This is a genomic window from Nocardia abscessus (assembly GCF_015477775.1).
GTDB classification, from domain to species: Bacteria; Actinomycetota; Actinomycetes; order Mycobacteriales; family Mycobacteriaceae; genus Nocardia; species Nocardia abscessus_A.
The window spans coordinates 93,553-112,229 of sequence record NZ_JADLQO010000003.1 but is presented as its reverse complement, the minus strand read 5'-3'; the positions used below and the strand labels follow the sequence as shown (position 1 = coordinate 112,229).

Annotated in this window: 19 protein-coding genes; 9 read left to right on the top strand and 10 right to left on the bottom strand. The window is 70.4% G+C overall.

Going from position 1 to position 18,677, the window contains the following annotated elements; all coding sequences use genetic code 11:
- Positions 1-241 precede the first annotated feature (241 nt).
- Together IU450_RS11195 and cobG are read left to right on the top strand one after the other, a co-directional pair.
- Entirely contained in the window at positions 242-1,261 is a 1,020-nt protein-coding gene (locus IU450_RS11195; protein WP_195149717.1) for an alpha/beta hydrolase, read from the top strand.
- A 48-nt stretch (positions 1,262-1,309) separates the two neighbouring features.
- Positions 1,310-2,497 (top strand): precorrin-3B synthase, encoded by a 1,188-nt coding sequence (gene cobG / locus IU450_RS11190; RefSeq protein ID WP_195149716.1) that lies wholly within the window; start codon positions 1,310-1,312, stop codon positions 2,495-2,497.
- A gap of 33 nt (positions 2,498-2,530) precedes the next feature.
- On the opposite strand, the gene ddaH is transcribed toward cobG, so the two are convergent.
- Positions 2,531-3,376 carry a dimethylargininase gene (gene ddaH, locus IU450_RS11185; RefSeq protein WP_228834427.1) on the bottom strand — a complete coding sequence of 282 codons (846 nt, stop codon included), beginning with the start codon at positions 3,374-3,376 and terminating at the stop codon, positions 2,531-2,533.
- 137 nt (positions 3,377-3,513) lie between these two features.
- Here ddaH and IU450_RS11180 point away from each other — a divergent pair, with 137 nt between their 5' ends.
- The 5 genes from IU450_RS11180 (at position 3,514) to IU450_RS11160 (ending at position 7,291) form a co-directional block, all read left to right on the top strand.
- Complete coding sequence (locus IU450_RS11180; protein WP_043726335.1) at positions 3,514-3,951, top strand: Lrp/AsnC family transcriptional regulator; 438 nt, start codon at positions 3,514-3,516, stop codon at positions 3,949-3,951.
- A gap of 101 nt (positions 3,952-4,052) precedes the next feature.
- Complete coding sequence (locus IU450_RS11175; protein ID WP_195149715.1) at positions 4,053-4,688, top strand: precorrin-8X methylmutase; 636 nt, start codon at positions 4,053-4,055, stop codon at positions 4,686-4,688.
- Positions 4,685-6,253 carry a precorrin-3B C(17)-methyltransferase gene (gene cobJ / locus IU450_RS11170; protein WP_195149714.1) on the top strand — a complete coding sequence of 523 codons (1,569 nt, stop codon included), beginning with the start codon at positions 4,685-4,687 and terminating at the stop codon, positions 6,251-6,253. The genes IU450_RS11175 and cobJ overlap by 4 nt, the downstream gene beginning before the upstream one ends.
- A 32-nt stretch (positions 6,254-6,285) precedes the next feature.
- On the top strand, positions 6,286-6,702 hold the full coding sequence (locus tag IU450_RS11165; protein WP_195149713.1) for a hypothetical protein: 417 nt from the start codon (positions 6,286-6,288) through the stop codon (positions 6,700-6,702).
- Positions 6,703-6,760: 58 nt separating this feature from the next.
- Complete coding sequence (locus IU450_RS11160) at positions 6,761-7,291, top strand: PadR family transcriptional regulator (protein ID WP_043692919.1); 531 nt, start codon at positions 6,761-6,763, stop codon at positions 7,289-7,291.
- A gap of 46 nt (positions 7,292-7,337) precedes the next feature.
- Here the strand turns inward: IU450_RS11160 and IU450_RS11155 are convergent, their stop codons facing one another.
- From IU450_RS11155 to IU450_RS11145, 4 genes are all read right to left on the bottom strand, one after another.
- Positions 7,338-8,087 (bottom strand): cobalt-precorrin-6A reductase, encoded by a 750-nt coding sequence (locus IU450_RS11155; RefSeq protein ID WP_228834469.1) that lies wholly within the window; start codon positions 8,085-8,087, stop codon positions 7,338-7,340.
- Positions 8,084-8,701 (bottom strand): hypothetical protein, encoded by a 618-nt coding sequence (locus IU450_RS39600; protein ID WP_228834425.1) that lies wholly within the window; start codon positions 8,699-8,701, stop codon positions 8,084-8,086. Before IU450_RS39600 ends, IU450_RS11155 begins: the two co-directional genes overlap by 4 nt.
- Before the next feature lie 78 nt (positions 8,702-8,779).
- Positions 8,780-10,045: a precorrin-6y C5,15-methyltransferase (decarboxylating) subunit CbiE gene (cbiE, locus tag IU450_RS11150; protein ID WP_324197626.1), complete on the bottom strand. Its 1,266-nt coding sequence runs from the start codon at positions 10,043-10,045 to the stop codon at positions 8,780-8,782.
- Positions 10,042-10,797, bottom strand: a complete 756-nt coding sequence (locus IU450_RS11145) for an SDR family NAD(P)-dependent oxidoreductase (protein ID WP_195149711.1) — start codon at positions 10,795-10,797, stop codon at positions 10,042-10,044. Before IU450_RS11145 ends, cbiE begins: the two co-directional genes overlap by 4 nt.
- Positions 10,798-10,912: 115 nt before the next feature.
- On the opposite strand from IU450_RS11145, the gene IU450_RS11140 reads away from it, so the two are divergent.
- The gene (locus IU450_RS11140; protein WP_195149710.1) at positions 10,913-11,356 is read left to right on the top strand and encodes a PPOX class F420-dependent oxidoreductase; all 444 of its coding nucleotides are present in this window, start codon (positions 10,913-10,915) and stop codon (positions 11,354-11,356) included.
- 45 nt (positions 11,357-11,401) lie between these two features.
- Here IU450_RS11140 and IU450_RS11135 read toward each other — a convergent pair whose 3' ends face one another.
- Positions 11,402-12,529 (bottom strand): M24 family metallopeptidase, encoded by a 1,128-nt coding sequence (locus tag IU450_RS11135; protein WP_195149709.1) that lies wholly within the window; start codon positions 12,527-12,529, stop codon positions 11,402-11,404.
- An 84-nt stretch (positions 12,530-12,613) separates the two neighbouring features.
- On the opposite strand from IU450_RS11135, the gene IU450_RS11130 reads away from it, so the two are divergent.
- On the top strand, positions 12,614-13,579 hold the full coding sequence (locus tag IU450_RS11130) for a 5'-3' exonuclease (RefSeq protein WP_195149708.1): 966 nt from the start codon (positions 12,614-12,616) through the stop codon (positions 13,577-13,579).
- A 209-nt stretch (positions 13,580-13,788) separates the two neighbouring features.
- On the opposite strand, the gene IU450_RS11125 is transcribed toward IU450_RS11130, so the two are convergent.
- The 4 genes from IU450_RS11125 to tatA form a co-directional block, all read right to left on the bottom strand.
- Entirely contained in the window at positions 13,789-14,487 is a 699-nt protein-coding gene (locus IU450_RS11125; protein ID WP_195149707.1) for a DUF4333 domain-containing protein, read from the bottom strand.
- A 160-nt stretch (positions 14,488-14,647) separates the two neighbouring features.
- Positions 14,648-17,353, bottom strand: coding sequence for a DEAD/DEAH box helicase (locus IU450_RS11120; protein ID WP_195149706.1), 2,706 nt, complete (start codon positions 17,351-17,353; stop codon positions 14,648-14,650).
- Between the two features lie 3 nt (positions 17,354-17,356).
- A complete protein-coding gene (tatC, locus tag IU450_RS11115) occupies positions 17,357-18,310 on the bottom strand; it encodes a twin-arginine translocase subunit TatC (protein WP_195149705.1) in 954 nt (317 codons plus the stop codon).
- 98 nt (positions 18,311-18,408) lie between these two features.
- On the bottom strand, positions 18,409-18,669 hold the full coding sequence (gene tatA, locus IU450_RS11110) for a Sec-independent protein translocase subunit TatA (RefSeq protein WP_195149704.1): 261 nt from the start codon (positions 18,667-18,669) through the stop codon (positions 18,409-18,411).
- Positions 18,670-18,677 lie beyond the last annotated feature (8 nt).

Here is an 18,677-nt window from a genome sequence, read left to right as displayed (position 1 = left end):
GCGAGGCCGGTAGCGACTACCGGTTCGCCAGCCTCGCCGAGCTGGGGTGCACCGCCCTCGACGCCCGCTCCTTCGAGGTCGTCGCCGGAGCGGTCGACGGCGGCGCCGCCGAGGTCGACTTGCGCAGGCAATGTTGCACCGATGGACGATTGACGGTTCACAGATCGAAATCGCTTGACCGATCGTGTGTTACAGCCGACCGGTGTTGCGCGGCACGACGTTCGCGCATAGCCTGCGTCGCGTGCGAACCTCGCTACGGTCCCTCGTCGCATCGGCGGCGGCGACACTGCTCTGCCTGACCCCGTGCGTGGCCCAGGCCGAGGACACAGCGCCGGGTCGCTGCACATCGGTTTCCCTCCCGGTTCCGCTCGGGGTGATGGCCGGTGACTTGTGCATTCCCACGGCGCGGGCGACCGACACCGTCATGGTGCTGATGGCGGGTTCCAACTACAACCACACGTACTGGGATTTCCCCTACGCCCCGGAGACCTACAACTTCCGGCGCGCGATGAACGCGGCGGGCATCGCGACGCTGGTAGTCGATCGACTCGGCAACGGCGCGAGCACCAGGCCGCCGAGCACACAGGTCACGGCGACCGTTTCGGCCCGTGCCTTGCACGACATCGTCCAAGCCCTGCGCCGGGGACTGGCGGGCGCGCCGCCGTTCGGCAAGGTCGTCACCGGGGGGCATTCGCTCAGCTCGGGCATCGACGTCCTGGAGGCGACCACATACCAGGATGTCGACGGCGTGCTGCTCACCGGTTTCTCCCACGCGCTCAACGTGTCCGAGGTCCTCGGCGTCATCTCCACCTACCACCAAGCCGCCTCGGACCCGCAATTCGCCGGGCGAGGCTACGACCCGGGCTACCTGACGACACGGCCCGGTACCCGCGCCGCCGATTTCTTCGCCCCCGAGACGGCCGACCCCGAAGTTCTCGTGGTCGACGAAGCGACGAAGGAAGTCTTCTCGCCGACCGAGTATCCCGATGGCCTGACCTCCACCCTTCCACCGATGACCAACTTCATCGACGTCCCGGTCCTGGTGGTCAACGGCAGCCTGGACCGGCTGTCCTGCGGTCCGGGATACGCGGTCTGCGCGACTGCCGAGACACTGCACGCCGCCGAAGCGCCGTTCTTCGGCCCGGCCGCGCGGCTGCGCACCTACGTGCTGCCCGGCAGCGGGCATTCGGTCAATCTCGCGCGCAACACCGCCGAGTACCGGGCCGCCGTCATCGACTGGTTGCACTCGATCGCCGGGTGAGCGGCCGGTCAGCGCGGCAGGTCCATGCGTCCGTAGGCTGGGGTCGTTATGGCGCGAGGTACTGCTGATTCCTGCCCGGGCGTGCTGCGACTGCACGACGCGGCCGATGGGCCGCTGGCGCGGATCCGCGTGCCCGGCGGGCGTCTGGAGCCCGCACAGGTGCAGGCGCTGGCGGAGGCCGCGCACGACTTGGCGGACGGCAATATCGAGCTCACCTCGCGCGGCAACGTTCAATTGCGCCAGGTGCGTGACGCAGGGGCACTGACCGAGCGGCTCGCGGCCGCGGGCCTCCTGCCGAGCTCCACGCACGAGCGGGTGCGCAACATCATCGCCTCGCCGCTGTCCGGCCGGATCGGCGGCCTGGCGGACGTGCATCCGCTGGTTTCGGCGCTGGACGCGGGCCTGCTCGCGGCGCCTCGGCTGGCCGACCTGCCCGGCCGGGTGCTGTTCACGCTCGACGACGGACGCGGCGACGTCAGCGGACTCGGCGCCGACATCGGTGTGCACGCTGTCGAGCCCGACGAGTTCGCCCTACTGCTCGCGGGCGACGACAGTGGCCTGCGGCTCTCCACCGCCGACGCGGTCGACGTCATGCTCGCCGCCGCGCACGAGTTCCTGGAACTGCGCGGCGACGACGCGGGCCGCTGGCGGCTGCACGACATCGAAGACGGCGCGGAACGCGTCGTGGACGGCCTCGGCCTGTCCCCCGGCGCCGAAAGGCTCGAATTCCCCGCAGTACACCGCATCCCGATCGGCTGGCTCGAGCAGGACAACGGCTCGATCGCCCTCGCCGCAGGCGTGCGCCTCGGCTCCCTGCCCGCGCGCACCGCCGAGTTCCTCGCCGCGGTCGAGCGACCGCTCGTCGTCACGCCGTGGCGCAGCCTGGTGGTCACCGACCTGGCGGAGTGGGCCGCCGAACAGGTGGTGCGCGTGCTGGCCCCGATGGGCTTGATCTTCGACGCCGACTCGCCGTGGTTGCTGGTCAGCGCCTGCGCCGGGCAGCCGGGCTGCGCGAAGTCGCGCACCGACGTCCGGGCCGACGCCGCCGACGCGGTCGGCGCGGGTCGGGTGCTGCCCGGCGCGGTCGATCCGGCCGAGGTACCGAGGACGATGCCCGCGACGGACGTCGCGGTCGCCGGACGTCAGCATTGGTCCGGGTGTGATCGCCGCTGCGGCCGCCCACAGGGCGAGGTCACCGATATCGTCGCGACCGACGAGGGTTACCGCGTCGACTGACCGTCCCACAGCGCCGGACGCTCCCCCGGCGGGTCACCCGCCATGGATCTCGAGGGTGCAGCATTTGACGGCGCCACCCGCTTTGAGCAGCTCGGACATCTCGATCCCGACCGGATGGTAGCCACGGGCGCGCAGGGCTTCGCTCAGGGCGGTGGCCGCGCTGCTGAGAAAAACGTTGAAACCGTCGCAGACGCCGTTCAACCCGAGCACCGCCGCGTCCGCGTCGGTGGCCACGATCGCGTCGGGGTAGAGCTCGGCGAGCACCGCGCGAGCCGCCGGGCTGAAGGCCGGCGGGTAGTAGGCGATCGTGTGGCCGTCCAGCGGAAGCAACACCGTGTCCAGGTGGTAGAAGCGCGGATCGACCAGTTCCAGCGACACCACGGGCAGACCGAAGTGCCGAGCCACCTCTTCGTGCGCGGCGAGCGAGCTGCGAAAGCCCATTCCGGCCAGGAGACGGTCGCCGACCAGGAGGAAATCGCCTTCGCCTTCGTTGCATTCCGCGGCGGCCACCAGGTTCGGCACGCCGCATCCGGCGAACCAGGCGTGGTACGCGGGGCCTTCCGCGGCGCGCTCGGCATGGGTGAAGCGGGCCGACATGGCGCGGTCGCCGACGATCAGCCCGCCGTTCGCGGCGAACACCATGTCGGGCAGACCCGCCACACCGGGCACCACGTCCACGGTGTGCCCGTATTCGGCGTAGGTGGCGCGCAACGTCTCCCACTGCCGCAGGGCCAGCGCGCGGTCGACGGGCTCGGCGGGATTCATCCACGGATTGATGGAGTAGGTGACGTCGAAGTGGTCGGGACGGCACATCACGAACCGGCGCGGCGACGAACGGCGTGCGGCGGACTCGACGGGGAGGGTGGCTACAGACGTCAACGGAACTCCCTGAGGTCAGCGTGGACTTTCAGCTGAAATGAAGGTAAGTCGCCTAGCATTGCGCCAGAAACAACGATTCGTTGCGCATACACCCGAAAAATCGGCGAATCATTGCGCATGCGGAGAGAAGGTGTGACGTGGACGACCTCGACCGGCGGATCCTGGAGCAACTGCTGAAGAACGCCCGCGCCTCGTTCCAGGAGATCGGCGGCGTGGTCGGGCTGTCCGCGCCCGCGGTGAAGCGCCGGGTCGACCGGCTGGTGGCGGGCAAACAGATCACCGGGTTCACCGCGCTGGTCAATCCCGCGGCGCTGGGCTGGAAGACGGAGGCGTACGTCGAGGTGTACTACCGCGACAACATCTCCCCCGCCGAACTCAAACGCAGCCTCGAACCGATCCCGCAGGTGGTCGGGGTGTGGACGATCGCGGGCGAGGCCGACGCGCTGGTGCACGTGATGGCCACCGACATGGCCGAGATCGAGGTGACCGTGGAACGGATCCGGGAGAACGCCCGGGTCGGGCGCACCCGCAGCGCCATCGTCATGTCGCGGATTCTCGAGCGCCCGCGAACCTGATTCCGGGACGCCCGCGCCCGGCATCAAGGGCGGCTCGGCCGGGATGCGCAGCGCCCGACCCGGACCGACCTGTCCGGACCCGCACCCATATGGTGGACCGCATGTCCGACGTACGTGCCAGCTACCTGACCGACGGGGCCGAGATCTACCGTCGCTCGTTCGCGACGATCCGCGCCGAGGCCGATCTGAGCGGATTCCCGCCGGACGTGGCGCAGGTCGCGGTGCGGATGATCCACGGCTGCGGTCAGGTGGATCTCGCCGCGGACATCGCCTTCTCCCCCGGTGTCGTCGCCGCGGCGCGGGCGGCGCTGCGCGCGGGCGCTCCGATTCTCTGTGACGCCACCATGGTCGCGTCGGGCGTGACCAGGAAGCGGCTGCCCGCAGGCAACGAGGTGCTGTGCACCCTCGCCGATCCGCGCGTGCCGGAGTTGGCCGCGGCCAAGGGCACGACACGCTCGGCCGCCGCGCTCGAGCTGTGGCGGGACCGGCTCGACGGCGCCGTCGTAGCGATCGGCAACGCGCCGACGGCGCTGTTCCATCTCCTCGATCTCCTGGACGCGGGCGCGCCCCGGCCCGCCGCCGTGCTCGGCATCCCGGTCGGGTTCATCGGGGCGGCCGAATCGAAAGACGCGCTGATCGATTTCGGTGGCGTCGAATACCTCACGGTGCGCGGCAGGCGAGGCGGCAGTGCCATCACCGCGTCCGCGGTGAACGCGATCGCGAGTGAACAGGAATGAGCACTCCGGGCAAGCTGTGGGGTGTCGGACTGGGTCCCGGCGATCCCGAACTGGTGACGGTCAAGGCGGCCAACGTGATCGGCGCGGCGGACGTCATCGCGTTCCACAGCGCGCGCCACGGCCGCAGCATCTCCCGCCGCATCGCCGCGCCGTACATGCGCCCCGGCCAGCTCGAGGAACATCTCGTCTATCCCGTGACCACCGAGACCACCGACCATCCCGGTGGTTACCAGGGCGCGATCGACGAGTTCTACGAACAGGCCGCAGAGCGGCTGGCCGGGCACCTTGCGGCAGGGCGCTCGGTCGCGCTGCTCGCCGCGGGCGACCCGCTGTTCTACAGCTCGTACATGCACATGCACCGGCGGCTGGCCGACCGGTTCGAAGCCGAGATCATCCCCGGCATCACCTCCGTGAGCGCGGCCTCGGCGGCGCTGGGCACGCCGCTGGTCGAGGGCGAGCAGGTACTCACCGTGCTGCCGGGCACCATGCCGGTGGACGAACTCACCCAGCGGCTTCGCACGACCGACGCGGCCGCGATCATGAAGCTGGGACGCACCTACCCCGGTGTGCGCCAGGCGCTTTCGGATTCCGGGCGGCTCGCGGGCGCGTACTACGTGGAGCGCGCGAGCACCACCGAACAGCGCGTCCTGCACGCCACCGCGGTGGACGACGCGGAGGTGCCGTACTTCGCCATCACCCTGGTGCCCGGCCCCGAGCCCACCACGCCGCTGCCCCGCCCCGAGGCGACTCCGGTTGTGGAGCAACGAATCAGCGACGCGGACGCGACCGCAGGCGTCGGTGAGGTCGTGGTGGTCGGCCTCGGCCCCGGCGCGCCCGAGTGGACCACCGACGAGGTGCGCGCGGCCTTGGCGGAGGCCACCGACCTGGTCGGCTACACCACCTACTTGAACCGGGTGCCCGAACGTCCTGGCCAGCGGCGTCATGCCAGCGACAACCGGGTGGAATCCGAGCGGGCGGCCATGGCCTTGGATCTGGCCAAGCGGGGCGGGCGCGTCGCGGTCGTCTCCTCGGGAGATCCGGGCGTCTTCGCGATGGCGGCGGCGGTGCTCGAGGAATCCGCGGACCCGCAGTGGCGCGCGGTGCCGGTGCGGGTGCTGCCCGGTCTCACCGCGGCCAACGCCGTGGCCAGCCGGGCGGGCGCGCCGCTCGGGCACGACTACGCGATGATCTCGCTCTCCGATCGGCTCAAGCCGTGGGAGGTGGTGGCGCAACGCCTTTCCGCCGTCGCGGCCGCGGACATGGCGATCGCGATCTACAACCCGGCTTCCTCGCAACGCACCTGGCAGGTGGGCGCGATGCGCGACCTGCTGCTGGAGCATCGCAAGCCCGACACGCCCGTCGTCGTCGGGCGCGACGTCGGAGGTCCGGCCGAATCGGTCCGGGTGATACCGCTCGGTGATCTCGACCCCGAGCAGGTGGACATGCGTACGCTGCTGATCATCGGCGCGTCCACCACCACGGCGCTCGAGACCGACGCGGGCACCCGGGTCTACACCTCCCGGCGCTACGGTCGCGCGCGCGACGCGGCGGCCGACGGCGCGTAGGATCGCCTGACGCACCGAAGATCGGAGGGACCTTGGCCGCGACACTGTCGGAGCTGACGCTGCGCGCCCGAGCCCTGGAGGCCAGGGCCACCGCCGGCGAACAGGCACTCGACGAGCAGGGCGAGGTCCTCAACGAACTCGCGGCGCTGACCAGGAAAGCGCTCGACAGCATCGGCCGCATCGATCGGCGCGCGGAGACCATCGGCGAAGCCGTCGGCGAGCTGCACCGGGACGTCGGCGCTCTGCGCGAGAACGTGGGCGAACTCAACCGCAGGGTCACGGTGCTCGAACAGGGACAGGTCCGTTTGGAACAGGGTCAGGCGGCGTTGGCGCGCGGCCAGGCGCAGCTCGAACAGGGCCAAGCGCAGCTCGAACAGGGGCAGGCACGGCTGGAGCAGGGCATGGCGCAGGTACTCGCCCGGCTCGACAAACTGGCCGGCGACGCCTGACCCGCCCCGTTCAGGTAACATTCCACTATGGAATGTTGAGAGCGAAGGGAGCAGTCGTTTGACCAACACCGCGACCACACGCAAGCCGCTGAACTCGACGGCGGCGTCGTTGCTCGGATTTCTGCACGAGGGCCCCATGTCGGGGTGGGATCTGGTCACCGAGGCCCAGGAGCGCATCGGCGACTTCTGGACGATCACGCAGAGCCAGGTCTACCGGGAACTCGCCACGATGGACGCGGCGGGACTGGTCGAGAAGGGCGAGACCGGAGCAAGGGAACGGACGCCGTACCACCTCACCGACGCGGGCCGGGAAGCGTTCCTGGAATGGGTCGCCCGTGATCCCGGCGGGGAGACCATCCGGGTGCCGTTGCTGCTCACGCTCTCCTTCGGTGCGCATCTCGATCGCGACCGGCTCGACGGCATCGTCGCGGCCAACCGGGAGATCCACCAGGCGCGGCTCACGCGGTATCTCGCCGAAGACCCCGAGGAAATGCCTGCATTCGCCCGCGCCACACTGGATTTCGGGATTCGCTACGAGCGGGCGGTGCTGGAGTGGTTCGACCATCTGCCGGAACTGCTCGGCCGCTGAATTCCCGGACCACGCCGCGGCTCGCCGCTGGTGAGCCGGGAAAGGTTCACTCGTGCCGGATTCGTGTCTCGCGCAGCCAATCCAGAGCCTGCGCAGCGGATTCCACGATCTGCGCGCCCTCCGGAAGCGGCGGGCGGTCCACGACGACGACCGGAATTCCCGCCGCGCGGGCGGCGGCGAGTTTGGCTTCGGTCTGATCGCCGCCGCTGTCCTTGGTGACGAGTACGTCGATCCGATGCTCGGCGAGCAACCTCGCTTCGTCTTCGAGCGCGAAAGGCCCACGGGCGAGGAGCAATTCGTGCCGCGGCGGCACCGCGCCCACCGGCGGGTCGATGGCGCGGATCAGGAACCACTGCCGGTCGAGTCCCTCGAACGCGTCGACCCCTTGCCTGCCGATGGTCAAGAAGACTCGCTCACCGAGGGCGGCCGTTTCCCTCGCGGCGGCGGGGAGATCGGGTACGCGTACCCACCGGTCCTGCGGGTGTTCCACCCATCTCGGCCGCCGCAGGTGCACCAGCGGCACACCCGAAGCGCGCGCGGCCGCCGCCGCGTTGGCGCTGATGCCCGCCGCGAACGGGTGGGTGGCGTCCGCCATCGCGGCCACGTCGTTGTCCTCGAGCCAGGCCCGCAGTCCCTCGGCGCCACCGAAACCGCCGATGCGGACCACCCCCTCGGGCAGCAGGGGCGCACGCACACGACCGGCGAGCGAGGACACGATCTCGAATCCTCGCTCGCCGGAAGCGATGTGGGCCAGCTCCCGCGCTTCGCGGGTGCCGCCCAGGATCAGAACTCTCAGGGCTGGCCGCTGAAGTAGGCGATACCCGCGTTCAGCAGCGACGGCCCGCCCGCGACGGCGAGACCGATCAGCGCGCCGAGCACCGCGCCCGGCAGGATGCCGACACCGAAGAAGACGATGCCGATGGCGGCGCCGATCAGACCGCCGACCAGCGCGCCCAGCGAGGCACGCTGCAATTCGGCGAAGAACCATTCCTGCGCGCCGATGAACTCGGCGGCGACCGGCGCGTTCGCGTTCGGCGCGACCTGCGGCGTCAGCGTGAGCTGCCTGCCCTCGTCGGCGACCGCCGCGGCGATCCGGACTTCCTGGCCCTTGGCGGTCGCGGTGAGCGGAATGCTGGTGACCGTCTCGCCCGCGGCGTTCGTCAGGGTGACCGACCGGTTGTCGGTGTCGACGCTGAACGCGCCGCCGGTCACGCTGGTGACGACCGACTTACCCGCGTCGGCGAGCTGCAGCGCGTAGCCGACGCCCTGGTCGGTGCCCGTGACCGCGGGCGCGGCGGCGGACTGGTCCTGCGCCGCGGGCGGCGTGGGAGCGGCATAGGAGGTACCGGCGGTGATCCCGGTGGCGGCAACCGCCAGCAACGCGGTAGCGGCGAACTTCTTGTATCTCATCTATCTCCCCAATAGGAATCGGATTTCCGACCATGATCGGAACTCGGCCCCGACCCTACCGCGTGACCGGTAACGTGTTCACCCCTCAGCGGGGAACCCCGTCGCGGGTTTCACCACCGACCACTGCGCGACCGGAAGCTGGGGGCGCCACGCGGTGAAGGAGCCCAACGGTTCCCCGCGGTAGATCTGGAACTTACGCAAAACGCCGCCCTGGGCGCTCGACCAGCTGAGCAGCAGCGATTCGGATTCGGCGGTCACCGCGTTCGCGACGAGCCTGCCGCCCTGACGCAGCTGCGCCCAGCACGTCTCGAGCAGGCCATCCTGGGTCAGGCCCCCGCCGACGAAAATCGCGTCGGGCGCGGCTGTTCCGGCGTCGGCGGCGAGTTCGGCGCGCACCTCGCCGCGCACCAGGATGTGCGGCACGCCGAGAGCGGTGGCGTTGTCGGCGATCTGCCGCTGCCTGCGCTCGAGCCGCTCGAACGCGACGGCCCGGTTGCCCGGATGCGCCCGGCACCATTCGATGGCGATACTGCCCGACCCGCCGCCGACGTCCCACAGCAGCTCGCCAGGAGCCGGGGCCAGCGCCGCCAGCGTCAGCGCGCGGATCTCGTGTTTGGTGAGCTGGCCGTCACCGCCGAACAATTCGTCCGGCAGGCCGGGCAGGCGGGTGGCACGCGGCAATCCCGGGTCGGCCGCGCAGGTGACCGCCACGATGTTCAGCGGGTCGCCCGGCGGGTGTTCCCACTGCTTCGCGATGCCGGCGCGGTGACGTTCCGCGCGACCGCCGAGTTGCTCGAGAACCGTCAGTTCGGACCCGCCGAAACCGTGCCGACCGAGGAAATCCGCGAGCTCCCGAGGGGTGTGCTCGTCGGCGCTGAGCACGAGTAGCCGCCTGCGGTCGGCCAGTTCCGGCAGCACCGTCGCCAGCGGACGCCCCACCACGCTGACCACCGGTGTCTCGGGCAGCGACCACCCCAGCCGGGCGCAGGCCAGCGACGCCGACGACGGCTGCGGCAGCACGCGCAGCGCGGGTGCGCCGAGTAGCCGGGCCAAGGTGACACCGATCCCGTAGAACATCGGATCGCCGCTGGCCAGGACGCACAGCCGCGCGCAGGCGTGCTCTTCGAGCAGCCCGGGCAGAGCGGGCAGCAAAGGCGACGGCCACCGCACCCGCCGCGCCGCGACACCGGGCGGCACGAGAGCGAGCTGGCGCGCGGAACCGAACAGGATCTCGGCGTCGCCGACGGCGTCTCGCGCCGCGCGCCCGAGACCGTCCCAGCCGTCGGCGCCGATGCCGACGACCGCGATCGGCGCGCCGGTCCACGGCACGGGCACGGCGCTCACCGGGGCATCCGACGCCAGATCGCTTGCGGCAGCAGGCGCATCACGAAGAACACCGGTCGCAGGATCCGTGGCACCCAGACTCGGCTCGCGCCGCGGCGCAGACCTTCGACCACGGCATCGGCGACCTGTTCCGGCGTGCTGGAGAAGGGCGCGGGCGACATTCCCTCGGTCATCCGCCCGATGACGAACCCGGGTCGCACCAGGAGCAACCGAACCCCGCTGCCGTGCAACGCGTCCGCGAGACCCGAGGCGAAGCCGTCGAGTCCCGCTTTGGCCGATCCGTAGACGTAGTTGGCGCGGCGAACCCGCACCCCCGCGACCGAGCTGAACACCACGATCTGTCCCGCGCCGCGCGAGCGCAGCAGATTCGCCAAGGTGGTGAGGACACTGGCCTGGGCGACGAAGTCGGTGTGCAGGATCGCCGCCGCGTGGGCTGGATCCCGCTCCGCGCGCCGCTGATCGCCGAGCACGCCGAAGGCCAGCACCGCGATGCCGATCGGCCCGTGCTCCGCGTCGACCTTCTCCAGCAGCGCCGGATGACTCGCGGTGTCGTCGGCGTCGAATTCGACGGTGTGCACGTCGCTCGCGCCCGCGTCCGTGATCTGCGCACGCTGCGCGGCCAACTCGTCGCTGCGCCGGGCCGCGAGGACCACCACTCGTCCGGGCGCCAGCCGCCGCGCTACTTCGAGGCCGATCTCGCTGCGCCCGCCCAGCAGCAGTACGGTCCCGTCGGCCGATCCACGCGTTTCCATGCGCCTCAGTCTGTCATTGCCACGGGTGTGGCCCGTCATCACTCACCCGCACGCGGGTGCTTGTCGCGGTCGGGCTGGTGAAACGTGCAGCGGGGCCGGAGGCTACGGTCGGAAGATGCCGACGAGTGCTGCTGAGTTGTCGCCCGCCGCCCTCGAGTTCGTCGCCGAACGGCACCTCGCCACGCTGACGACGTTGCGGGCGGACGGAACGCCGCACGTGGTGGCGGTGGGGTTCACCTGGGACCGGGAAGCCGGGATCGCGCGCGTGATCACCAACGACGGGTCGGTGAAGGTACGCAATGTGCGCCGCTCCGGCTACGCGGCGGTCAGTCAGGTCGACGGGATCCGGTGGATCACCTTGGAGGGCCCGGCGACCGTCCTCGACGCTCCGGACGAGGTAGCCGAGGCGGTCGAGCGGTACGCCGGTCGTTACCGCGTGCCGCGGGAGAACCCGACGCGTGTGGTGATCGCCATCCAGGTCCGGCGCGTCCTGTCCAGCAGCACGCTCGTCGCACCGGCCGCGGACGGCGAAACCCGCGGGAACGGCGCCGGCGCGTAGGGTCCCCGCCGCCCCGCCGTGGCGTTGCCGGTCGTCAACCGTCGATCACAAGCCCGCGAGACCGTGCGGCCGCTTGTTCAGGGACTCGCCGCCGTCGTCGGTGACGACCACGATGTCCTCGATGCGCGCGCCCCACTCGCCGCGGAAGTAGATGCCCGGTTCGACGCTGAAGGCCATACCGGGCTGCAGGACGAGGTCGTTGCCCGCGACGATGTAGGGCTCCTCGTGCACCGACAGCCCGATCCCGTGGCCGGTGCGGTGCACGAACGCGTGCCCGAAACCCGCTTCCGTCAGCGGGTTTCGCGCCGCGGCGTCGACCGCGGCCGCGGTGACGCCCGGGCGGACGGCCGCCACCGCCGCCGCCTGCGCGCTCTCCAGTTCGGCGTATCGGGCGGCCACCTCGGGGGCGGGCTCGCCCAGGACGTAGGTGCGGGTGGAGTCGGAGTAGTACCCGGGTTCGACGGGTCCGCCGATGTCGACGACCACCACGTCACCGGCCTCGAGACGGCGCTCGGACACCCCGTGATGCGGGTCGGCGCCGTGCGGACCGCTGCCGACGATGACGAACGCCGCCTCGGTGTGCCCCTCCGCCACGATCGCGGCCTCGATGTCGCGCCCGACCTCCGCCTCGGTGCGCCCCACCCGCAAGAACTCGCTCATCCGCGCGTGCACCCGGTCGATCGCGGCGCCCGCCCGGCGCAGCGCGTCCACTTCGGCGGCGTCCTTGATCATGCGCAGCTCGCGCAGGACGGGGGTGGCGGACACCGGCAGACCGGTGAACGATTCGGCCAGCGGCAGCAGATGCAGTGCGGGCATGACATCGGCCACGGCAACCCGGGAGCCGACGTGCAGCGCCGACTTCACCAGCGCGTACGGGTTGGTGCCGTCCACCCAGTCCAGCACTTGCAGACCCAGTTCACCCGCCGCCGAGGCATCCAGCGACGCCAGCTCCAGTTTCGGGATCACCACCGACGCGGGCGCGCCGTCCGCCGGGATCACCAGGCAGGTCAGCCGCTCGAACGATTCGGCCGCCGAGCCGATCAGGTAGCGCAGGTCCGGCCCGGGAGTGATCAGCAACGCGTCGAGGTGGGCGGCTCGCATCAGTTCCACCGCACGCTCCAGCCGTGCACCGTAGACGTCCGCCGCGAACCTGGAATCCGTATGCGAGCTCATTCGTCCGACGTTACCCGGCACGCGCGACCGATGAACGCCGAACTTCGCCGCGGCGGTGTCGGTGCGAGCGAGTAGCCTCAGCGCGTGACCTCTGTTGCCGGTGGGCCCCTGTTGCTGTTGGACGGAGCCAGTCTGTGGTTCCGTGCCTTCCACGCCATCCCCGACAAGATCACCGCGCCCGACGGCCGCTCGGTGAACGCGCTGCGTGGTTTCACCGACATGGTCGCGTCGCTGATCACCAAATTCGCGCCGAGCAGGCTGGTGGTGTGCCTGGATCTGGATTGGCGCCCGGCCTATCGCGTCGATCTGGTGCCGTCCTACAAGGCCCACCGGTTGGATACGTCGGCGGAGGCCGCTCCCGGCGCCGAAAGTGTTCCCGACACACTGACCCCCCAGGTCGAGATGATCCTGGAGGTGCTCGCCGCGGCGGGCATCGCGACCGGCGGCGCGGACGGGCTGGAGGCCGACGACGTATTGGGCACCCTGGCGACCCGCGAGCGCACCGACGAGGTCGTCGTGGTCAGCGGAGACCGCGACTTGTTGCAGCTCGTCCGGGACGAGCCCACACCCCGGGTGCGGGTGCTGTATGCCGGGCGGGGCCTGGCCAAGGCAGAACTGTTCGGCCCGGCCGAGGTCTCGGCGAAGTACGGTGTGCCGCTGCGCAACGCGGGCCCGGCATACGCCGACATGGCCACGCTGCGTGGTGACGCCTCCGACGGCCTGCCCGGGGTGGCGGGCATCGGCGAGAAATCCGCCTCCACGCTGATCTCCCGCTTCGGCTCGCTGGACGCCCTGGTCGCGGCCGTCGATGATCCCGACGCCGACCTGGCGCAGAGCGTGCGCGCCCGGCTGCGCGCCGCCGAGGACTACTTGAAGGCCGCCGCACCGGTCGTCCGGGTGGTCTGTGACGCCGAGGTGACCCTGTCGCGCAGCGACGTCCTCCCCACCGAGCCGGCCGACGCGGACCGGCTGCGCGCCCTCGCCACCGCCTACAACGCCGAGAGCCCGGTCACGCGCTTGATCACGGCACTCGCCGCACGCACCGCCTGACGCGAGAACCCCCAGGCCCACCGCTCGCATCGCCAGAAGCCGATTCAGCAGCGAAGCGAGACCTAGCATGCGCCGTTCGCGGCCCGGCTCGCGGCCGAGTGGCCGCCGCGTCCGCGACGCAGTCGCCAGCGGCGGTCGCTCGGACGCGAGCCATCAAGGAGCCGCGAACACCCAGCGCCGCAGGCGCTGGAAAAAACCAACACAGCAACCTAGCTCGGGCGACCGACCTCGTAGGTGCCGTCGTCCTTGGTGATCTTGATGGACACCTTCTTGGCCTCGCCGCTGACCTTCACGCTGCATTCGAAGGTGGCGTCGACCTTGACCTCCTGGCCGGACGGGCAGGAGACATCGCTGATGTCCTGGATGCCGTAGGAGTCCGACAGCACCTTCTTCACGCCGTCCTGCACCGCGGCCTGGTCCAGTTGGTCCGTGGCGGTCAGCACGAGCACGAGCGCGACGATAGCGCCGACCACCGCGACGCCGAGCACGGACAGACCGATGATCAGGCCCTTGCCCTTACCGCCCTGTTGCGGCGGCTGCTGGCCGGGAGCGCCCCACTGCGGCTGCGGCTGCTGCGCCTGCCCCCACTGCGGCTGCTGGCCCTGCTGACCCCAGTCCTGCTGCGGTTGCTGGCCCCACTGCTGCTGCGGTTGCTGGCCCCACTGCGGCTGCTGCGGCTGCTGCGGTTGCTGGCCCCACGGCTGCTGCGGCGGCTGCTGCTGGCCCCACTGCTGCTGCGGTTGCTGGTCACCCCAGTGCTGGGTCGGCTGGGCCGAGGCCGGGGTCTGCGGCTGACCGCCCCACTGCTGCGTGGGACCGGCCCCGCCCGGCGCCTGCTGTCCACCCCACTGCTGGGTGGGATCGTTGCGTCCCTCCCCGGGGTCGTTCGGTCCGTACGGGCCGCTCATCTGCTTGCCTCCACTCGCATCGTTGTACACACGGTAGCCCCCCGCGTGGGCCTCGTCGCATGACACGACTACTCCGCCACGGTCGGTACGCGAAAGAAATCAAATCACAATCGAATCCGCCGTGTTGCTATTGCCGCCGCCGGGCCGGTCGCGACACCGGTCAGGCGGCGTCCACCGCCACGACACCGCGCCGGATCGCCCGTACCGCCTTGGCCGCGGTGGCGGCGATCTCCGGGTCGTCGGCGGTGTTGTGGATCTGGTCGAGCAGGTCGATCACCTGTCTGCACCAGCGCACGAAATCACCGGCCGACAGCGGCGCGCCCTGGTCGCCGCTGGCGAGCAACGACTCGGCCAACCCGTCCCCGCGTGCCCATTTGTAGACACCGTCGACGAAGCCCAGATCGGGTTCCCTGGTCGGCGGCAGTTTGTGCCGCGCTTCGTCGGACCGCAGCTCGGACCAGACCCCGATGGTCGCGCCGACCGCCCGCCGGATCGGCGCCGTCGGTCCGCTCGCGCCGAGATATCCGCCCTCCTGGCGAGATTCGTACACCAGGATCGACACCACGCCGGCCAGTTCGGCCGCGCCGAGGCCGCGCCAAAGCCCCTTGCGGAGGCATTCGGCGACCAGCAGGTCGCTTTCGGCGTAGATGCGGGCCAGCCTGCGTCCCTCCGGGGTCACCTCGCTCTCGTGCACGAATCCGCGTTCCTCCAGCAGGCCGAGGATCCGATCGAACGTGCGCGCCAGTGAGTTGGTGGTCGCGGCAACCTTCTGGCGCATCGCCTCCGTTTCGCGCTGCAACCGGTTGTATCGCTCGCCCACCCGGGACAGTTGCTCGCGATCGGGCCGGGCGTGCGCCGGATGCGCGCGCAGGGTGCGGCGCAGCGTGGCCAGTTCCCGGTCGTCGGCCGCGGCGGACTGCCTGCCGCCGCGCCGGGGCCGGCCGGGCACCGAAATGCCGGTGCTGCGCAGCGCGGAGGCCAGATCGCGGCGGGTGCGCGCGGTCCGGTGGTCCACCCGGCGCGGCAGCCGCATGTGCCCGAGCGCCTCGGCGGGCACCGGGAAGTCGGCGACCGATACCCGCCCGGCCCACTTGTCCTCGGTGAGCACCAGCGGCCGCGGATCGCCCGGCGTCGCGTCCGGCTCCAGGATCACCGCGAGCCCGGCGCGCCGACCGGAGGGAATCGCCACCACGTCGCCGCGCCGCAGCGCGCCGAGCGCGTCCACCGCCGCGCCCCGGCGGTCGGCCCGGCTCTGCTGGGTCAGCTGCCGCTCCCGCTGCTTGATCCGCTCCCGCAGCGACAGGTACTCCAGGAACCCGCCTTCCGCGCCGCCGAGCTGGTCACGCAGCTTGCGCAGCGCGGCGTCGTTGCGTTCGATGCCGCGCACCAGCCCGACCACCGAACGGTCCGCCTGGAACTGGGCGAACGACCGCTCCAGCAGGGCGCGGGATTCGTCGGCGCCCATCCGGTCGATCAGGTTGATCGACATGTTGTAGCCCGGCCGGAACGAGCTGCGCAGTGGGTAGGTGCGGGTCGAGGCCAGACCGGCGACCGCGCTGGTGTCCACCTCGGGCTGCCACAGCACCACCGCGTGGCCTTCGACGTCGATGCCGCGCCGCCCGGCGCGCCCGGTCAGCTGGGTGTACTCCCCCGGCGTGAGCTCGGCGTGCGACTCACCGTTGAACTTGACCAGCCGTTCCAGCACGACGGTGCGCGCGGGCATGTTGATGCCCAGGGCCAGCGTCTCCGTGGCGAAGACGGCGCGCACCAGCCCGTTGACGAACAGTTCCTCGACGGTGTGCCGGAACGCGGGCAGCATTCCGGCGTGATGGGCGGCCAGACCGCGGTGCAGCGCCTCGCGCCACTCCCAGTAGCCGAGCACCTCCAGATCGGACTTCGGCAGATCGCCGGTGTGCTTGTCGATGATCGCGTCGACCTCGTCGCGCTCCTCCGGACGGCTCAGATCCAGCCGCGACCGCAGGCACTGCGCGAGCGCACCGTCGCAACCCGCCCGGCTGAAGATGAACGTGATCGCGGGCAGCAGGCCCTCTTCGTCCAGTTTCGCGAGCACCTCCGGCCGCGGCAGCGGACGGAAATCGCGGCGCGGTCCGCCGCGGCCGTTGCGCGAGGCGCCCCAGCTGTTCATCCGGTCGGCGGCCTGCCGGTGGCGGATGAACCGCACCAGGTCTTCGTCGACGAGCACCTTCTGCTCGGTCGATTTGGTGTCGAACAGGTCGAACATCCGCCGACCCACCATGACGTGCTGCCACAGCGGCACCGGCCTGGTCTCGTCGACCACCACCGCGGTGTCGCCGCGCACGGTCTCCATCCAGGCGCCGAACTCCTCGGCGTTGCTGACGGTGGCCGACAGGCTGACCAACCGCACGTCCGGCGGCAGATGCAGGATGACTTCCTCCCACACGGCGCCGCGGAAACGGTCGGCCAGGTAGTGCACCTCGTCCATCACGACGTAGGACAACCCGCGCAGCGCGTCCGAGGACGCGTAGAGCATGTTGCGCAGCACCTCGGTGGTCATCACGATCACCGGCGCGTCCGGATTGATCGACTGGTCGCCGGTCAGCAATCCGACGCTCTCGCGACCGTGCCGCTCGGTCAGGTCGGCGAACTTCTGGTTCGACAGCGCCTTGATGGGTGTGGTGTAGAAGCACTTGCCGCCCGCGGCCAGCGCCAGGTGGACGGCGAATTCGCCAACGACCGTCTTTCCCGCGCCCGTCGGGGCGCAGACCAGGACGCTGTGGCCTTCTTCGAGCGCCGCACAGGCATCGCGCTGAAACGGATCCAGCCGGAACTTCAGTTCGGCGGAAAATACGTCCAACTCGCCCGTCTGCGACCGGTCATCTGTCACTCGTCAGAGCGTATCGGAGTAGTCCGACACCGGTCGTGTGGATTTCTCCGCGGGCGTGGAGACCGATTCCGCCGGATCGATCGGCTCCGGCCCACCCAGCTCGGAGGCCTCCTCGTCCGACAGCGCGCCCAAGCCTTCGCGCTCCTTACGCGCCCGGCGCATGTCGTTGATCCGGGAGAACTGGATCGCCACTTCGAACAACACCGTCAGCGCCAACGCCAGCGCCAGCATCGAGAACGGATCCTGCGGCGTCACGATCGCCGCGAACACGAACAACCCGAACGTGATCCCCCGCCGCCACGCCTTCAACCGCTGATAGGTCAGCACCCCCACCAGGTTCAACCCGATGATCAGCAACGGCGTCTCGAAGCTGACGCCGAAGATGATCAGCAACTGCAGGATGAAGCTGAAGTACTGCGACCCGCTCAACGCCGTGATCTGCACGTTGTCGCCGATGGTCAGCAAGAAGCTCAACGCGTGCGCGATCACCACGTACGCCAGCACCGCGCCCGCGGCGAACAACACGGTGCCCGAGGAAACGAACCCGATCGCGTACTTGCGTTCCTTGGCGTACAAGCCGGGTGTGATGAATGCCCACAGCTGATACAGCCAGATCGGCGCCGCCAGCACCACGCCCGCGGTCATGCCGACCTTCAACCGCAACGTGAACTGCTCGAACGGCGCGGTCGCCAGCAGACGGCACTCGCCGTCCGGGCTCAACGTCGCACGCGCCGAAGCGGGCAGCGAGCAATACGGCCCCCGCAGGATCTCACCGAGGCTTTCCACCCCGAGGAACCCGTGCGCGTACCACAGGAATCCCAGCACCGTCGTCGCGATCACCGCGGCGATCGACACCAGCAACCGGTACCGCAACTCCTGCAGATGCTCGACCAACGACATCGTGCCGTCGGGATTTGTCCTGCGCTTGCTACGCCGCGGATCGAACGGGATTCGCATGGTTGGTTGATCGCCCCTGGGTTGAGTGCCTCGCTCAGCTCGGCAACAGCACTAGGTCCGGAGTGAGTTCTTCCTCACTCCGGCGCGAGCGGATCCGCTCAGACCGACTTCTGCTCGGTGCGGGGCTCGGTGACCGACGGCGTCGGCTGCTGCGCGGCGGGCAACTGCGGCGCGGGCTGCTGAGCGGACGCGCCGGAATCGGGCGCGTTGCTCTCGTTGTGCATCTGGCTCACCTCGCTCTTGAAGATGCGCAACGATCGGCCCAGGCTGCGGGCCGCGTCGGGCATCCGCTTCGCGCCGAAGAACATCACGAAAACCACCGCAATGATCAGCCAGTGCCAGATGCTCAGACTGCCCATGATCTACC

Bases quoted from the DNA above. Each gene is read 5' to 3' on its own strand.
- cobJ (WP_195149714.1), top strand. From the start codon at position 4,685: ATGAGCACTCCGGGCAAGCTGTGGGGTGTCGGACTGGGTCCCGGCGAT.
- IU450_RS39600 (WP_228834425.1), bottom strand. From the start codon at position 8,701: ATGAGATACAAGAAGTTCGCCGCTACCGCGTTGCTGGCGGTTGCCGCC.
- IU450_RS11125 (WP_195149707.1), bottom strand. From the start codon at position 14,487: ATGAGCGGCCCGTACGGACCGAACGACCCCGGGGAGGGACGCAACGAT.
- IU450_RS11175 (WP_195149715.1), top strand. From the start codon at position 4,053: ATGTCCGACGTACGTGCCAGCTACCTGACCGACGGGGCCGAGATCTAC.
- IU450_RS11145 (WP_195149711.1), bottom strand. From the start codon at position 10,797: ATGGAAACGCGTGGATCGGCCGACGGGACCGTACTGCTGCTGGGCGGG.
- tatC (WP_195149705.1), bottom strand. From the start codon at position 18,310: ATGCGAATCCCGTTCGATCCGCGGCGTAGCAAGCGCAGGACAAATCCC.
- IU450_RS11140 (WP_195149710.1), top strand. From the start codon at position 10,913: ATGCCGACGAGTGCTGCTGAGTTGTCGCCCGCCGCCCTCGAGTTCGTC.
- IU450_RS11135 (WP_195149709.1), bottom strand. From the start codon at position 12,529: ATGAGCTCGCATACGGATTCCAGGTTCGCGGCGGACGTCTACGGTGCA.
- tatA (WP_195149704.1), bottom strand. From the start codon at position 18,669: ATGGGCAGTCTGAGCATCTGGCACTGGCTGATCATTGCGGTGGTTTTC.
- cobG (WP_195149716.1), top strand. From the start codon at position 1,310: ATGGCGCGAGGTACTGCTGATTCCTGCCCGGGCGTGCTGCGACTGCAC.